Here is a 15,327-nt window from a genome sequence, read left to right as displayed (position 1 = left end):
ACGGGATTTTTTTATTGATTTTTACACATAACTTGTCGCATTTTACGCATATTTGCAGGCAACTCTAAGTTCATTGCTTGTTGAATGAAAATAGATGGAATTGGAATCAGAGGTGTGGCTTGCACAGTATAAGCAAGTATTGTGCCGTTACCGCAATCTTTGAGTTCTAAATTGGCGTCAAAATCCTCAAAAGTTCCTTTTACCATACGAAATTGAATTTGCTGTCCCAGCACTTCTACAACGTTGAGGTAAATTTCCACTTGAGCCGTGAAAAAGAAAAAGGCTTTTTGTGCTGCTTGATACAGACGTTTGACCTCACCTTTTTGTACTACCTCGCTCTTGGTGATATCGGGGAAATATTGCACCCAGCGGGGGTAATCAGTTAATTGCTGCCAAACATGCGATCGCACCATCGGTACATACATCCACGCTGTCACCGCACCACCACACAACTTGTGCGATCGCGTTTCTACCAAAATTTCACCCTGTACCAGTAACTTTTGCTTGTCTTGACTCCAAGCCATATCTGAACCTGCAATAATTGAGTCTGATATATAAGACGCACACATAATAATTTAAGTTACTCCTCAACTCATCCACCTAAATTGAGTTGAAACTACAAGCCATAAAGCTTGATTTAGATCCAACCCATTTAATTTAGTTCCAGTCTAATGCTTATCTTTTCCGGAAACGATGATTTTCTGCTAATTATTTCATTCACTTTACTCTAAAAAATGTGTTTCCTATCACAATCAACACAATTGATACTTAAGTGAAATTTATCGGAAGAATAATTGTAGATGAAAAACTGCGTTATTAACAGCTAGAATGGCACAAACACGAGCTAATATCAAGCACCTTACTCCAAAATTTGGATACCATCTCTCTATTTTTACGTGTTATTTCTGATGAAACTGCAACTTCATCGTAACTTCATATCTTAATTGTCAATATCAAGTGTAATGTTCTGTTGAGTTGAGAGGAAAATTAGGTGAGTCAATCTTCTTTAAATCGTAGATTAATTCAGATTTTTGGTATCCTTCTCGGCATTAGTGTCGCCGTCTGGGTACTGAGAGGATTTGGTATTCTTACTTTTATTCCAGGTGGAATAATTTTGCTACTACTACTAGGGGCGATCGCGATCGGGATTATCAGTTACGCCCAAAGAACTTGGTGGCGTTTTTAGTCATTTGTCATTGGTCATTTGTCATTTGTCTTAGATACAAGAGTTTTTGGTATATATCGCCGCGCTTCTGGGCGAAAAAACTAATGATATCGAAACTAATTCAAACCACATCTCAAGGGATACCTGAGCTTTGCCCTTAGATGGGCGTGGTTTCTCTTGGACTAATGACTATAGCGGTTCCCATTCAGATGAGGTACAACATTATACCGCAAGGTGTAGGGGCACGGCACTGCCGTGCCCTTACGGGTGTACTTAAACAATGCCAACAATTTACTAGAGGAAACGAACATGGCAAAGTATATATGTACTGTTTGTGCCTATGAATATGATCCAGCAGAAGGCGATGAAGATAGCGGTATAGCACCGGGAACAGCTTTTGAAGATATACCAGACGATTGGGTGTGTCCGACTTGCGGTGCTTCAAAACAAGACTTTAAATTAGTTGAATAGTAAAGATAACAGCTAGCCTAGAAGGTAAGTGCTGTAAAAGAGATATTTTTGAAATTGCTACCGTTACAAATTGTAGTTATTGGGGGTGGGGCAGCGGGATTTTTTGGCGCGATCGCTTGTGCTAAAGCCAATCCTGAAGCCGAAGTTACATTACTCGAAGCCAGTCGCCAACCCCTAGCGAAAGTGCTAATTTCTGGCGGCGGACGCTGCAACGTGACTCACGCTTGCTTTGAATCTGAGGAATTGGTGCAAAATTACCCCAGAGGTGCAAAAGCTTTGCGGGGGGCTTTGACTCGGTTTGGGCCTCAAGATACAGTAGCTTGGTTTGCTACTCACGGAGTCTATCTCAAAACTGAAGCTGATGGGCGGATGTTTCCTGTCACCAATACTTCAGAAACCATTGTGGAATGTCTGATTAAAGCGGTGGCCACATCTGGGGTAAAACTGCGTATAGGGACATACGTAACTGCGGTGAAACGAACCTCAGCAGATGCGGGGTTTGATATTCTTTTGAAGTCGGGAGAGACGATTAAATGCGATCGCCTACTTTTAGCGACCGGTAGCAGCCTTGCGGGTTATAAAATTGTCCGAGAGTTAGGTCATCAAATTGAACCGCCAGTACCCTCGTTATTTACCTTCAACATTGTCGATCAAAAATTGCGGGAATTGGCTGGAGTTAGCGTTAACCCTGCCCAGTTGCGCTTATCTACGGATGGAAAATCCCAATTACAACAAACTGGGCCATTGCTAATTACCCACTGGGGTTTAAGTGGCCCGGCTGTTTTGAAGCTTTCGGCTTGGGGTGCGAGAGTTCTGCACGAAAGCCGCTATCAAGCCACATTATTGATCAATTGGCTACCTGGTTTGCACCAAGAACAAGTGCGAGAAAAAGTTTTAGCAGTTAAGGATGAGTGGGGAAAGAAAGCGATCGCATTGCATCGCGGCGTTGATCTCCCGCATCGTCTCTGGCAATATATCATTGCCCGTGCAGGTATTACCACAGAAGACCGTTGGGCAGAAATATCTAGTAAAACTTTAAATCAACTAGTGCAAGAACTTACTCAGGGAAAATACTTAATCAATGGCAAAGGAGCCTTCAAAGAAGAATTTGTTACCTGTGGCGGTGTCAACCTCAAAGAAGTAAACTTCAAGACGATGGAAAGTCGGTTAGTTTCTGGTCTTTATTTTGCCGGAGAAATCTTAGATATTGATGGCGTTACCGGTGGGTTTAACTTCCAAAGTGCTTGGACAACCGGTTATTTAGCAGGCATAGCAATGGCGACTAGTACACCACGGCGTAAATAGACATACCATTCAAAATCTCTGAAAACCTTATGCTCTATCCATTTTGAATTTTGAATTTTGTTAGCGCAGCGTTAGCGAGTCTACGAGCGTCATTTTGAATTCCGCCTTGCGGTACTAGTGGTCTGTCCCATTAGTTTTGAGGGTCTGCGAGATCCCCGACTTCTTTAAGAAGTCGGGGATCTGACCATCATCACCTATCAGAATTAATGACATGAACTACTAGACACGAATATTCTGTCAATCCCAAACTAATGGGTTTGGAATGACACAAAACGCGGAGATTTTTCTCTGTGTTAACCTCAGCTATTTACCAGTTACTTAAGAACAAGCGATCGCTACTTAACTATATTTACTTATCAAAATTCATACTAATCTTCTAGCATTTCCCACCTTGTCACTATACATTCACACCAGCCACCCTAGAGAAGTCAAAATTTTCAGGGTGTATTCGTTTTTTCATAAAAAATATATGAACACTGATAAAAATACGGCGTCTGAAATTACGTTGCAGGGCAGCCAGTACATGCTGCATGGTTTTCCAGTGCTTGGTGTTCCAGATGAGGAGCGTGCCGTAAAATACTTTAGTCTCAATCCATTTCTACCAAATGCCCAGAATCGTTGTCCAATTGAATGTGCCTATTGTGTCTGTCATCAAGATCGTGACTGGCATCACTATCCACAAAATTTTCAGGATGTCTCAGCACCAGTTGACCTGCTTGATTCTTTGCTAAACTGCATTTTTGCTACCCAGGAGGGACAAAAGGGCTTTCCGATTTCACTATGCGACTACTCTGATCCCTTTATTCCAGCCCATCGAGAACGTGTACTATCAATTCTGGATGCACTGATTGACCGCAAAGCTGCCAACATAGTTTACATCACCACTAAAGTTCATCCTGGTCAATCTTTTCTAGAGCGACTCAAAAAAACTCTACAGCGGCCTCATTCACTTCGAGTTACTGTCTTTGTTAGTTTACCACCCTTGAAACCAGGCTATGAGCAAGCCTCAATTCAGAGTCGGGTACAGTTGTTGCAAGATTTAGTAAACCTTGGCATTCCATGTTGTTGGTATTTGCGCCCACTGGTTGAAGAGTGGTTTGATGAAAGTTTAATGTGGCAATTAGCACGTACACTATTACCCCATATTTCTCATCACGTTATTCTGTCTGGGCTTGTCATGTCTGAAGAGATTGAAACGAGTCTGTTAAAACAGGAATTAATCGTTCCAGAATGGGATCGTACACAACCAGGACGTAAGCAATACTTGTCATTGGAATTTGAGTCAAAATTGCGCTCAATTCTCAGCACTGTTGCTAGTGAGCAAAATACTTCTCTCGGCCCAGTGATGGGACATCGGCTATGCGGTACTAACGGTAATCATGCCTACGGCTGCTTGATGTGCGCCAAACAAAACCGTTATTGTCAGCTTTTTCAACTTCATCACTATGGTGAAACGATCGCCGCTGAAGATAATCAACGCCTCAAGACGCTACTGAGACAAGATTCCCAAAAAGTAGGTTCATCTTTACAACGAGAGCCATCGACAGAAGAATGTCGGTGAGGTATTTCAACCTGAAGCGAAGCTAGGAAAGGTCTGATTGTCAGATTGGGGAACTCCAAGAAATAAATTATCCAATATTGTGGGGTGGGCATCTTGCCCGCCCAGTTTATTATGATGCCCACCCCACAAGAGTTAATTGAATACTTTTTTATTTGTCAGTCCCTTGTTACCCGTCTACAAAATTATTGTACTGGAGCATAAAGAGGGAGAATTATCTTGCTATCGTAGATCAATTTTGAATACACCCAACAATGAAGTTCAGCGAAATCCTCCGCCAATTTGGTGACACGGCTACTCATCATAGCCTGACTAACGACCCAGACCGTGACCCAGAGATTACAGGGGTAGCAGCCATTGATGAAGCTACTAACGGTACTATCAGTTACGTTGAAGGGGCAAAATTTGGGTCTTTTATCAGCAAAACCAATGCTACTGCCTTAATTTTGCCCCAGGATGAAAATTTGCAGGTGCTTGCAAACGAGAGCGGTATTCTCTGGATAGCAACCTCAGATCCGCGACTGTTATTTGCCAAAGCGATCGCTCTTTTTTACCAACCATATCGCCCCATCCCAGAAATTCATCCCACTGCTGTGATTCACTCAACCGCCAAAGTTGGTAGTGATGTTTATATTGGCCCCCATGCTGTGATTCAACAAGGGGTAGAAATTGGTAATGGTGCAATAATTCATCCCAACGTGGTGATTTATCCAGATGCTAAAATTGGCGATCGCACTATCTTACACGCCAACTGTACCATCCACGAACGCACCCGCATCGGTGCCGATTGCGTCATTCATAGTGGGGCTGTCATCGGTGCAGAAGGCTTTGGTTTTGTTCCCACCCAGACTGGTTGGTTCAAAATGCAACAATCTGGCTACACAGTCCTAGAAGATAGCGTCGAAGTTGGCTGCAATACCGCCATTGACCGCCCAGCCGTCGGAGAAACACGCATTGGTAGCAGTACAGTCATTGATAACTTAGTCCAAATAGGTCATGGTTGCCAAATCGGTTCTGGCTGTGCGATCGCCGGTCAGGCTGGTATGGCTGGCGCTGTCAAACTTGGGAATCGGGTAATCTTAGCTGGGCAAGTAGGAATTGCCAATCAAGCCAAAATGGGTGATGGTGCGATCGCATCGGCTCAAACTGGCATTCTACACGATGTTCCACCAGGAGAAATCGTCTCTGGAACTCCAGCCATTGCTCACAAAAAATATCTTAAGGCATCTGTTGTTTATATTCGCCTACCAGATATCTATCAATCGCTAAAACAATTGCAACGTAAATTCAAAGATAGCAATGATTAAGCTGCTGCTGTAATAGATTTAGATCCCCGACTTCTTGAAGAAGTCGGGGATCTGGACAGCAACTTTATGCCTCCTTGTTAGAAATAGAAATGCGATCGCCTTACCCTAGTACCGCAAGACGGAATTCAAAATGACGCTCGTAGACTCGCTAACGCTGCGCTAACAAAATTCAAAATTCAAAATGAATACAGCGTAAGCGTTTCATCGGTTTTGAATGGGTGGTTTATTTACGCCGTGTTGTACTAGTACTTTGTCAAGCTAAAATCCTAATTTTTCCAACACTGGCTTTGTGGAAACAACATGACGTTCTAAACCCAGTTCTTTTGGACTAACCCCAAGTGCTAAAGCAATCAACTGGGGTAAATGCAACACTGGTAAACCTAGTTTCTGTCCAATCACTTTTTCTACCTCTGGCTGACGGGAATCTAAATTTAAGTGGCACAGAGGACAAGGCGTAACTATACAGTCAGCACCAGATGTTAAAGCATCCTGAATATGCATCCCCGCCATTTTGAAAGATTGGGTAGTGGCATAACTAGAAAGCGGCCAACCACAACATTGTGTCCGACCTCGGTAATAAATTGGTGTTGCACCCACCGCCCGAAATACATTTTCCATTGCTTCCGGTTGGAAGGGGTCATCATAAGGCATAGATTTTTGGGCGCGGAGGAGATAACAGCCATAAAAAGCCGCACATTTTAATCCACTTAACTTCTGAGTGACTCGTTTGGTAATTTCTTCTAAACCGTAATCTGTTACTAAGGCGTAAAGAAGATGTTTAACGTCAGTACTACCGCGATAAGGCGAACAGCCTTCTTTATGCAGCAAGCCATTAACCTGTTCAATGTAGGCAGGATTAGTTGTTTGGCATTCTTTGAGGTGTTCATTCACATGACCAATGACACCTTGACAAGTGCTGCAATGGGTAAGTAAGGGCAGATTTAATTCTTCTGCTAAAGCGATATTTCTGGCGTTGACTGTATCTTCTAGTAGTTGAGAATCTTCTTTAAATGTGCCAGAACCGCAGCAAGCAGCTTTTTTAAGTTCAACCAATTCAATACCCAGTGCTTGGGTAAGCGCTTGAGTTGACTGGTAAAGTTCCCGACAGGCCCCTTGAGCAACACAACCGGGGAAGTAAGCGTATTTGAGTGTCTGAGATACCATAGAAGTATGCTTGGATTAGAGCGATCGCTCTAAACAATAACTGTTTTATCATCCCTTGTTAGCACTAAAATTCTGATGTTTGATGTTTAGCAACCCTTTAACCGTCTAGGTTAAAAGCTGTAGCATCGCCATATTCTGATTGCTAGCAAGGCTGTAAATACCGACCGAGACATTGTAAAAAATTTTAGCAATAATTGAAAAAACAAAGTATTTACACAGTATCGACGATGGCGTAGCCTGCTCCACTGCCAAATTTTTCCAGAAAGCTTACCCCGTTTATTTTTGGAATGGCAGAGGTTTTCTGACAGAAAAACTCTTGACAGTATGCGGGCGATCGCGCTTGACGATAAGATGTATATGCTAAAAACAATATCTGCTCTAAAGAGTAGATCGTAGCAAGTGGTTAAGGACTTTTATTTATGAGCCAAGTGGAACTTTTTGATAAGGTCAAGAAAATCGTCGTTGAACAATTGAGTGTTGAACCCCCTGATAAAGTCACACCACAAGCCAAGTTCATGGAAGACCTGGGAGCAGATTCCCTGGATATTGTTGAGTTGGTGATGGCCTTAGAAGAAGAATTTGAAATCGAAATTCCCGACGAAGCTGCCGAGCAGATTACATCGGTTCAAGACGCAGTAGATTACATCAATAACAAAGTTACCGCATCAGCTTAATTGAGGATTGGGGATTGGGGATTGGGGATTGGGAAGATTTTTCCCCCTAGTTAGTCACCTCTGGGTAACGCTCTTAACGTAGCTAATGCCAGTCGCTCTAAGTCTGGAAATCCGACGCCAGTCGTTCATAAAGGAAACCTTTAGGACCGTGCTGGCTCACCAGTACCTAGTCGCTAGCCTCGAATTTTTTGCCTGCTGCTTTTTCGCCATTTTTAACTGAATCATGACAGATCATACACGTAAACGCGTTGTTGTAACTGGTGTTGGCGCGATTACACCTATAGGTAACACAGCAACAGAATATTGGGACGGATTATTAAGTGGACGCAATGGCATTGACTACATCACATTATTTGATGCGTCTCGCCATGATTGCCGAATTGCTGGTGAGGTGAAAAACTTCGATCCGCATGATTACTTGGAGCGTAAAGAAGCCAAGCGCATGGATCGGTTTTCCCAATTTGGGGTTGCGGCAGCAAAACAGGCTCTATCTAACGCGGAGTTAGTGATCAATGACCTGAATGCAGAACAGGTCGGTGTCATGATCGGTTCTGGCGTTGGTGGCATTAAGGTATTAGAAGACCAGCAAACTATCTACCTCAACCGTGGCCCCGATCGCTGTAGTCCATTCATGATCCCGATGATGATCGCCAATATGGCCGCAGGATTAACGGCAATTCACACGGGTGCGAAAGGGCCAAACTCCTGCCCCGTAACTGCTTGCGCTGCTGGCTCCAACGCCATTGGAGATGCTTTTCGCTTAATTCAAGGGGGATATGCCCAGGCGATGATTTGCGGGGGAACAGAGGCAGCTGTCACACCATTGTCGATAGCTGGGTTCGCCGCCTGCAAGGCACTCTCTTTTAGCAATGACGATCCAGCCCATGCTTGCCGTCCCTTTGACCGCGATCGCAACGGATTTGTCTTAGGTGAAGGTTCCGGAATTTTAATTCTAGAAGAACTGCAACATGCCATCAGTCGCGGCGCTCACATTTATGCTGAAATGATCGGCTATGGTATGACCTGTGACGCCTACCATATCACCTCCCCTGTACCCGGTGGACTCGGAGCTGCGAGAGCCATCGAACTAGCCCTCAAGGATGCCGGCATAACTCCCGAACAGATTAGCTATATTAACGCCCACGGCACTAGCACCCCAGCTAATGATTCAACTGAAACCTCAGCAATCAAAAAAGCCTTGGGAGAATATGCTTATAAGGTGGCAATTAGCTCTACCAAATCGATGACAGGTCATTTATTAGGCGGTTCTGGCGGGATTGAAGCAGTAGCAACAGTACTAGCGATCGCTAATGACCAAATTCCCCCCACAATCAATCTAGAAAATCCCGATCCAGAGTGTGACTTAGATTACGTGCCTCACTCTAGCCGCGCTCAAAAAGTTGAGGTAGCAATATCCAATTCTTTCGGGTTTGGCGGTCATAATGTCACATTGGCTTTTAAGAAATACGTTTAAAAGAAGGCAGGAGGCAGGAGGCAGAGGGAGATGAGGGAGTAAGAATTTTAGATTTTAGATTTTAGATTTTAGATTTTAGATTGAAATTTAATCCAAAAGACGCTCGCGGACTCGCTAACGCTGCCCTATCGTCAATCCAAAATCCAAAATTGAATTGCCCCATACCCAAAGTATCAGAACATTCGGATATAAAGTAAGCGTTCAGCATGACCCAATTATCAGCTTGATTTATCACCATAAACTCAGGAGATCCCGCTTGTCCATCTACAAGCGGGAATGGGATGATGAAGATACTGTGGGGAATCTAAAATAACCCCAGCAAGAGAAGCTACAAAGAGTGCTAACCCGTCGTTAAAAACAAGAGATTATGACTGTTGCAACCCAATCCCCCAAAGAATTGTCCGTCGAAGAACTGGCTATTAACTCGATCCGCTTCTTGGCTGTTGATGCCGTAGAAAAGGCCAACTCGGGACACCCAGGACTACCAATGGGCGCGGCTCCCTTTGCTTTTGTACTCTGGGATCGCTTTTTACGCTTTAACCCCAAGAATCCCAAGTGGTTTAACCGCGATCGCTTTGTCTTGTCTGCCGGTCATGGCTCAATGTTGCAGTATGCCCTGCTCTACTTGACAGGCTACGACAGTGTAAGCATTGAAGATATTAAGCAATTCCGTCAATGGGGTTCTAGAACTCCCGGACACCCAGAAAACTTTGAAACAGAAGGCGTGGAAGTCACAACTGGCCCCTTGGGTCAGGGAATTGCCAATGCAGTCGGTTTAGCGATCGCCGAAGCTCACCTGGCTGCTAAGTTCAACAAACCCGATGCTAAAATTGTTGACCACTACACTTACGTAATTGTGGGTGATGGTTGTAACATGGAAGGTGTTTCTGGTGAAGCCGCTTCTTTTGCGGGACACTTGGGATTAGGTAAACTAATTGCTCTGTACGACGACAACCACATCTCGATTGATGGTTCTACAGATGTAGCATTCACCGAAGATGTTTCCAAGCGCTTTGAAGCTTATGGCTGGCACGTCCTCCATGTCAAAGATGGCAATACCGATTTAGCCGGAATTGAAAAAGCGATCGCCGAAGCGAAAGCTGTCACTGATAAGCCAACTTTCATTAAGGTAACAACTACCATCGGTTTCGGTTCCCCCAATAAAGCAAACACTGCCGGGGTTCACGGTGCAGCCCTTGGTAAAGACGAAGTTGCCTTAACTCGGAAAAATTTGGGTTGGGAATACGAGCCTTTTGAAGTTCCAGAAGCAGCCCTGAATCACTTCCGCAAAGCAATTGAGCGCGGTGCTACTTACGAAGCTGAGTGGAATAAAACATACGCCGACTACAAAGCCAAGTATGCCCAAGAAGCGGCTGAATTTGAAAATTACATTAGTGGCAAACTAGCCGACGGTTGGGATAAAGTACTACCAATCTACACCCCCGAAGACAAGGGAGTAGCCACCCGTAAACACTCAGAAATTTCTCTGAACAAACTAGCGGCTGTTGTCCCTGGGTTAATTGGTGGATCGGCTGACTTAACCCACTCCAACTTAACCGAACTCAAAAATATCGGTGACTTCCAAAAAGGACAATACCAAAACCGCAACATCCACTTTGGTGTTCGGGAACATGGTATGGGCGCGATCGCTAATGGCATAGCGCTACATGGTTCGGGATTGATTCCCTATGCAGCCACCTTTTTAATCTTCACCGACTATCAGCGTGCTGCCATCCGCTTATCTGCCCTCTCACGCGCTGGCGTGATTTGGGTAACAACCCACGACTCAATTGGACAAGGTGAAGACGGCCCCACACACCAACCAATTGAAACCATCGCCTCCCTACGTGCTATTCCTAACCTGACAGTAATTCGTCCCGCAGACGGAAACGAAACCACTGGGGCTTACAAAATAGCAATTGAAAGAGCAAGCCAAAATGCTCCTACCCTATTGGCGCTCACTCGTCAAAATGTCCCCAATTTGGCAGGTACATCAGTTGAGGGCGTCGCTAAGGGTGGATACACCGTGGTAGATAGCGAAGGTACGCCTGATATCATCCTGATTGGCACTGGTTCTGAATTGAGCCTCGCCGTCACCGCAGCCGAAAAACTCAAAGCTGAAGGCAAGAAAGTCCGTGTTGTCTCACTACCCGCATGGGATTTGTTTGATGCACAAGATGCAGCTTATAAAGAGTCCGTTCTGCCAAAAGCTGTCACCAAGCGTTTGTCTGTAGAAGCTGCTAGCAGTTTCGGTTGGCACAAGTACGTTGGTACTGAAGGTGATACTGTTAGTATCGATCGCTTTGGTGCTTCCGCTCCTGGTAATGTTCTGCTAGAGAAATTTGGTTTCACAGTTGATAATGTATTAGCTAAAGCAAAGGCATTGTTGGGTTAATAGCAACAGAATATTTTCAAAATTTTGTGGGGTGGGCTGAAAAGCCCGCCTTTTTTTACGAAGCTTTTTTATTTATGTAAGCTTTAATTTTTATATTTATTTTGGGAATAATGAAAATGTAGAGAATCAAACCTAACTATGTCTGTAGATTGTATTCTCAATCAAATTTTTCTCGTGTTGGATTTGAATAATTAAGCATCATATTTAAATCTATTAGGGTAGACAATGAAAAAGTACCGATGTGAATTTTGCCATGAATGGTTGGATGAAGAAGATTACCTAAGGCATCACCAAGAACATTTAAAGTTACGTCCAGATGGTCAACAAAATGAGTATGTCACCTTACCCCCGGACGAGTGCGAACAAGCTTCTCTAGAAGGTATTCCATGTATTTATTATCATGCTTAATGCGATAGTTACACTGGAATGCCAGAAGAGATTATTCGCAGCTATTTAAAGAACCCATATTTATATTCAGCAGATATGAGCTTTTGTACAGGTTGTAAAACTCATGTTCCGTGCCTTGAACTTGTTTGGACGGAAACGGGTGAAAATATGCAAGTTTATAACGATCGGTTACGTGCAGAATTCTCATACTCTCAAGAACAATCGTTTTTGAAGCGTGTCTGGCAATGGTTCAATCAATCTATTTGAAATATAATATAATATATTTAATCCAAATTTGGGAGGTCTTTATGCAGGAAGTTGTGCAAGAATCTAGCCACAATCATGAGCTTATAAACCGCATCTCGCCAATAGTCGAAAATTTATTTAAAGGTAATAGTTTATATGAAGTAAAGTTAAATCAACTGGAAATGAGCCAAATGTTAGTTGAACTATTTGGGCAATTTTCACGAGAAAAAATGAGGGAAATTAAAGATGATGATTTGATAGATAGAATAGATAGCATTTTAATTTTAGAGGCAGTTTCAGGTACGTTAAACGATTTAACACCGGAGCAAATCAAAATGTACGATGAAGCAGTAAAGCGAAAATAGACAAAGTGACTTATTTATTAGATACAAATATTGTTAGTTATATTTTGAAGAGAAATGTAATTATAGATCAGAAGTTTCGGGAAGTCCTGCGTCTGAAACAAGATGTGTTTATTAGTTGCATAACTTACTATGAAGTCAAACGAGGTCTTTTAGCTATCAATGCAACTAGACAGTTAGTTGAGTTTAATAAATTTTGTCAAGTATATAAAATTTTATTAATAGATGATATAGAAATTATTGAGAGAGCATGTGAAATCCATGTGGATTTACAACGTAGGGGTTTGACGATACAAGAACAAGATATATTGATAGCGGCTACAGCGATCGCACGCGGTTTAATCCATCTATTAACCAATGGTAAATAATTCGTAAAGTCATCAGCTGAAATATTTTCCCACGGTTAACGAACTTATCCCTCCCTAGTTCCTCTCCCTCCTAAAAAGAGCAAGCCAACCTCTCTTCCTTACTAAGGAAGGGAGGTTGGCTGGTTAGATTTATATTGAGATATATGTCAACTGTCAAAATCCTATGATGTTAGACTTAATACACGTAATACTAAGACCTAGCCCTTCAACGCCTTTCTAAAGTTTCGACGATAGGATTGATTTGTAATAAACAAAGCTGGCCATAGCAAAGATAAACGAATCCGATTACTCAAGGCTGGATTAAAATTAGTCCGCTCAAACCCATTCCAAAACTTCAAAGCGCCGACTCCGTAAACGACTATCAAGGCAAAAATAATAAAGTTACCCATTCCCATCAACTCCGTTAGTAACTGACAGAATTTAACTTAAGTTTTACCACACGAGGTAAGCACTTCATAAGCAACACCGAGAAGGTATCAATAAACTCCTCAGTCTCTGACATCTAAGTTCAGTTAAATACACATTCTCTTATTCCAGTGTAGAGTAGCCTCACCCTTTGCAACTAGTTATCAGTGGTGGCAAGCTAGTCAAAGGACGTAAAAAACATCATTTCATCATAGATATACTGAAACTGTCATCGCGCTAGTTGGAGGCTCAATACTTTGCACCTGTTGTCCAAAGGCTTGAGGCGGGCTAGATAGTAATGAAATGACCCTGGTTATCCTTATGCTTCATCTACCCAATAAAGATAATATAGTTCATCACTCGTCCAGCTTCTCTCAAAATCTTTGATTGGAACAATTTTCAAATCATGGCGGTTGACATTCAGTTTTTGATTTAAAATCAGCAAAATTTTCTTTTGCTCATCTTGATTCTTGAGGATAAAATTAATTTGGCTTAATATCTCAGATTGTTCGACATCTTGACGACCTTTTTTAAATAGGGTAAAGCTTCCCATTTTTTGAAGCTCAGGATAGTAAAACTTTCGATTGAGATAACCCGATAAAGGAGCCATAGTTGCATCTCGGCTAGCAACAATAAACTCATTATTCAACCCAGCTTTTTGAATATATTGGGCTGTTTCCCGACTTGCAGAAAATGGTACAACTAAATCTCTTGAAAAACTATAAATACCTCCCCCAAACTGGACATAAAGAATTAGCATCAAAACGATATGATGCCATTGGTGAACAAATGTAATTGAATTTGGACGAATAGAAAACTTATTGAGTAAAACTTGAGACTCTTGATAATAACTTCCCAGCCATCAAGCCGCTATAAAAACTAAATAAAAATGTCCATAATGCCGAGAACCACCTATAAATTTCAAGTAGGTAAAGGCAAATATTATACAATTACCTATAATATAGAAAAAGAAAGAAACTGGCTTTTTAGATAATTTAATCAAGGTCAAAATTACAATAAATAGAGCAATTAGCGCGCAAACCATTAAATCTAGCAATTTCTTGTGTGCAGGAATAATTAATAAATAACTACCAAATATTCTACCCATGCTTATCAACAAATGACGGATATCTAATTGTATTACCCAACAATTATTTAACCCACCATAAAGATAACTATCTGTCGGAGGACTAATAATATAAATGGATAAAATAAGAGAAAATGTGATAATTACAATACTTAAAAATAAATCGTATTTTTGGCTTTGACTAAAATACTGCTGTCGATGTTTACTATCAAAACAAAATTCAGCTAGCAAAGTTAATGATAAAGAAAATGATATAAATAAACCATAAGCATTACTATTTGCTAGTAAACCTAATAAAATTGCCAAATAAGTATAAGTTCTTTTTCTGGATGAAAAAAAATGTACAGAATCCAAAAACAAACAACATACTAAAAGCATAGTTTCGAGAAGTTAAAAAATATTCGTAAAAAGGAAAGAAACCAAAGGAAAATAGAAACTTTTGTTGATAGGTAAAAGGGCTATATAGGCAAAAAATAGTAACAGAACCAACAGTAATTGCCAAATGAAAAATTTGCATAATAATAGGATTATCTACTATTCTTCTCAGAAGCGCCAGAGAAAAATACCATAGAAGAGGATGACCTTCATAATGAATATTTGTAATTAAATCCCCAAAAGATTCACTATCTCTAACAATAAGCCAGGGATTTAATTCATCTCGCCACATCGAATGGTTGAGAATACCTATTAAACCAAGACCAGAGAAAATAATGATAATAAACCAAGGAGAATGAAAAGATAATCTCGAAGTATATTTGATGATTTTTTTGTTTAACATTGTTAGTTTAAAAAGGGACTGGGGACTGGGGATTAGGGACTGGGAAAATTGTTCGGGGATTCAGACCACTACCCAAGTTTTGTTCGCGCAGCATTTGCACGAGAAGAAAACTCTTCCTAGCCCCCAGTCCCAGAGTGCTATTCCTAAGAGACTTGCTGCGTCGAAGTCTCGTAGGAATGCC

General features: G+C 41.8%; 18 protein-coding genes. 11 read left to right on the top strand and 7 right to left on the bottom strand.

Going from position 1 to position 15,327, the window contains the following annotated elements:
• Positions 1 to 11: 11 nt before the first annotated feature.
• On the bottom strand, positions 12 to 569 hold the full coding sequence (locus V7K76_RS08180) for an SRPBCC family protein (RefSeq protein ID WP_334776794.1): 558 nt from the start codon (positions 567 to 569) through the stop codon (positions 12 to 14).
• A gap of 422 nt (positions 570 to 991) precedes the next feature.
• On the opposite strand from V7K76_RS08180, the gene V7K76_RS08175 reads away from it, so the two are divergent.
• The 5 genes from V7K76_RS08175 (at position 992) to lpxD (ending at position 5,806) form a co-directional block, all read left to right on the top strand.
• A complete protein-coding gene (locus tag V7K76_RS08175; protein WP_334711818.1) occupies positions 992 to 1,186 on the top strand; it encodes a hypothetical protein in 195 nt (64 codons plus the stop codon).
• A 288-nt stretch (positions 1,187 to 1,474) separates the two neighbouring features.
• Positions 1,475 to 1,636, top strand: coding sequence for a rubredoxin (rd, locus tag V7K76_RS08170; RefSeq protein ID WP_334776795.1), 162 nt, complete (start codon positions 1,475 to 1,477; stop codon positions 1,634 to 1,636).
• Positions 1,637 to 1,690: 54 nt separating this feature from the next.
• Positions 1,691 to 2,941, top strand: a complete 1,251-nt coding sequence (locus V7K76_RS08165) for an NAD(P)/FAD-dependent oxidoreductase (protein ID WP_334776828.1) — start codon at positions 1,691 to 1,693, stop codon at positions 2,939 to 2,941.
• Positions 2,942 to 3,410: 469 nt separating this feature from the next.
• Positions 3,411 to 4,502 carry a hypothetical protein gene (locus V7K76_RS08160; RefSeq protein WP_334776796.1) on the top strand — a complete coding sequence of 364 codons (1,092 nt, stop codon included), beginning with the start codon at positions 3,411 to 3,413 and terminating at the stop codon, positions 4,500 to 4,502.
• A 251-nt stretch (positions 4,503 to 4,753) separates the two neighbouring features.
• Positions 4,754 to 5,806: a UDP-3-O-(3-hydroxymyristoyl)glucosamine N-acyltransferase gene (gene lpxD, locus V7K76_RS08155; RefSeq protein WP_334776797.1), complete on the top strand. Its 1,053-nt coding sequence runs from the start codon at positions 4,754 to 4,756 to the stop codon at positions 5,804 to 5,806.
• A gap of 258 nt (positions 5,807 to 6,064) precedes the next feature.
• On the opposite strand, the gene V7K76_RS08150 is transcribed toward lpxD, so the two are convergent.
• Positions 6,065 to 6,970 (bottom strand): CoB--CoM heterodisulfide reductase iron-sulfur subunit B family protein, encoded by a 906-nt coding sequence (locus V7K76_RS08150; RefSeq protein WP_334776798.1) that lies wholly within the window; start codon positions 6,968 to 6,970, stop codon positions 6,065 to 6,067.
• Between the two features lie 211 nt (positions 6,971 to 7,181).
• The gene (locus tag V7K76_RS08145; RefSeq protein ID WP_334776800.1) at positions 7,182 to 7,340 is read right to left on the bottom strand and encodes a hypothetical protein; all 159 of its coding nucleotides are present in this window, start codon (positions 7,338 to 7,340) and stop codon (positions 7,182 to 7,184) included.
• A 49-nt stretch (positions 7,341 to 7,389) separates the two neighbouring features.
• Here V7K76_RS08145 and acpP point away from each other — a divergent pair, with 49 nt between their 5' ends.
• From acpP to V7K76_RS08115, 6 genes are all read left to right on the top strand, one after another.
• Entirely contained in the window at positions 7,390 to 7,644 is a 255-nt protein-coding gene (acpP, locus tag V7K76_RS08140; RefSeq protein WP_179065427.1) for an acyl carrier protein, read from the top strand.
• 223 nt (positions 7,645 to 7,867) lie between these two features.
• Positions 7,868 to 9,118, top strand: coding sequence for a beta-ketoacyl-ACP synthase II (gene fabF / locus V7K76_RS08135; RefSeq protein ID WP_334776802.1), 1,251 nt, complete (start codon positions 7,868 to 7,870; stop codon positions 9,116 to 9,118).
• 367 nt (positions 9,119 to 9,485) lie between these two features.
• Positions 9,486 to 11,513, top strand: coding sequence for a transketolase (tkt, locus tag V7K76_RS08130; RefSeq protein ID WP_334776804.1), 2,028 nt, complete (start codon positions 9,486 to 9,488; stop codon positions 11,511 to 11,513).
• A 225-nt stretch (positions 11,514 to 11,738) separates the two neighbouring features.
• Entirely contained in the window at positions 11,739 to 11,921 is a 183-nt protein-coding gene (locus tag V7K76_RS08125) for a hypothetical protein (protein ID WP_334776805.1), read from the top strand.
• Positions 11,922 to 12,208: 287 nt separating this feature from the next.
• On the top strand, positions 12,209 to 12,511 hold the full coding sequence (locus tag V7K76_RS08120) for a hypothetical protein (RefSeq protein ID WP_334776806.1): 303 nt from the start codon (positions 12,209 to 12,211) through the stop codon (positions 12,509 to 12,511).
• 5 nt (positions 12,512 to 12,516) lie between these two features.
• Positions 12,517 to 12,876, top strand: coding sequence for a PIN domain-containing protein (locus V7K76_RS08115; RefSeq protein ID WP_334776807.1), 360 nt, complete (start codon positions 12,517 to 12,519; stop codon positions 12,874 to 12,876).
• 197 nt (positions 12,877 to 13,073) lie between these two features.
• Here the strand turns inward: V7K76_RS08115 and V7K76_RS08110 are convergent, their stop codons facing one another.
• The 4 genes from V7K76_RS08110 to V7K76_RS08095 form a co-directional block, all read right to left on the bottom strand.
• The gene (locus V7K76_RS08110) at positions 13,074 to 13,265 is read right to left on the bottom strand and encodes a hypothetical protein (RefSeq protein ID WP_334776808.1); all 192 of its coding nucleotides are present in this window, start codon (positions 13,263 to 13,265) and stop codon (positions 13,074 to 13,076) included.
• Between the two features lie 335 nt (positions 13,266 to 13,600).
• Positions 13,601 to 14,041 (bottom strand): hypothetical protein, encoded by a 441-nt coding sequence (locus tag V7K76_RS08105; RefSeq protein WP_334776809.1) that lies wholly within the window; start codon positions 14,039 to 14,041, stop codon positions 13,601 to 13,603.
• A gap of 102 nt (positions 14,042 to 14,143) precedes the next feature.
• Positions 14,144 to 14,674 carry a hypothetical protein gene (locus tag V7K76_RS08100; protein ID WP_334776810.1) on the bottom strand — a complete coding sequence of 177 codons (531 nt, stop codon included), beginning with the start codon at positions 14,672 to 14,674 and terminating at the stop codon, positions 14,144 to 14,146.
• Positions 14,643 to 15,146, bottom strand: a complete 504-nt coding sequence (locus tag V7K76_RS08095) for a hypothetical protein (protein WP_334953594.1) — start codon at positions 15,144 to 15,146, stop codon at positions 14,643 to 14,645. Before V7K76_RS08095 ends, V7K76_RS08100 begins: the two co-directional genes overlap by 32 nt.
• Positions 15,147 to 15,327 lie beyond the last annotated feature (181 nt).

This window comes from Nostoc sp. (genome assembly GCF_036917975.1).
GTDB lineage: Bacteria > Cyanobacteriota > Cyanobacteriia > Cyanobacteriales > Nostocaceae > Nostoc.
This window is presented reverse-complemented; position numbering and strand designations above follow the sequence as displayed.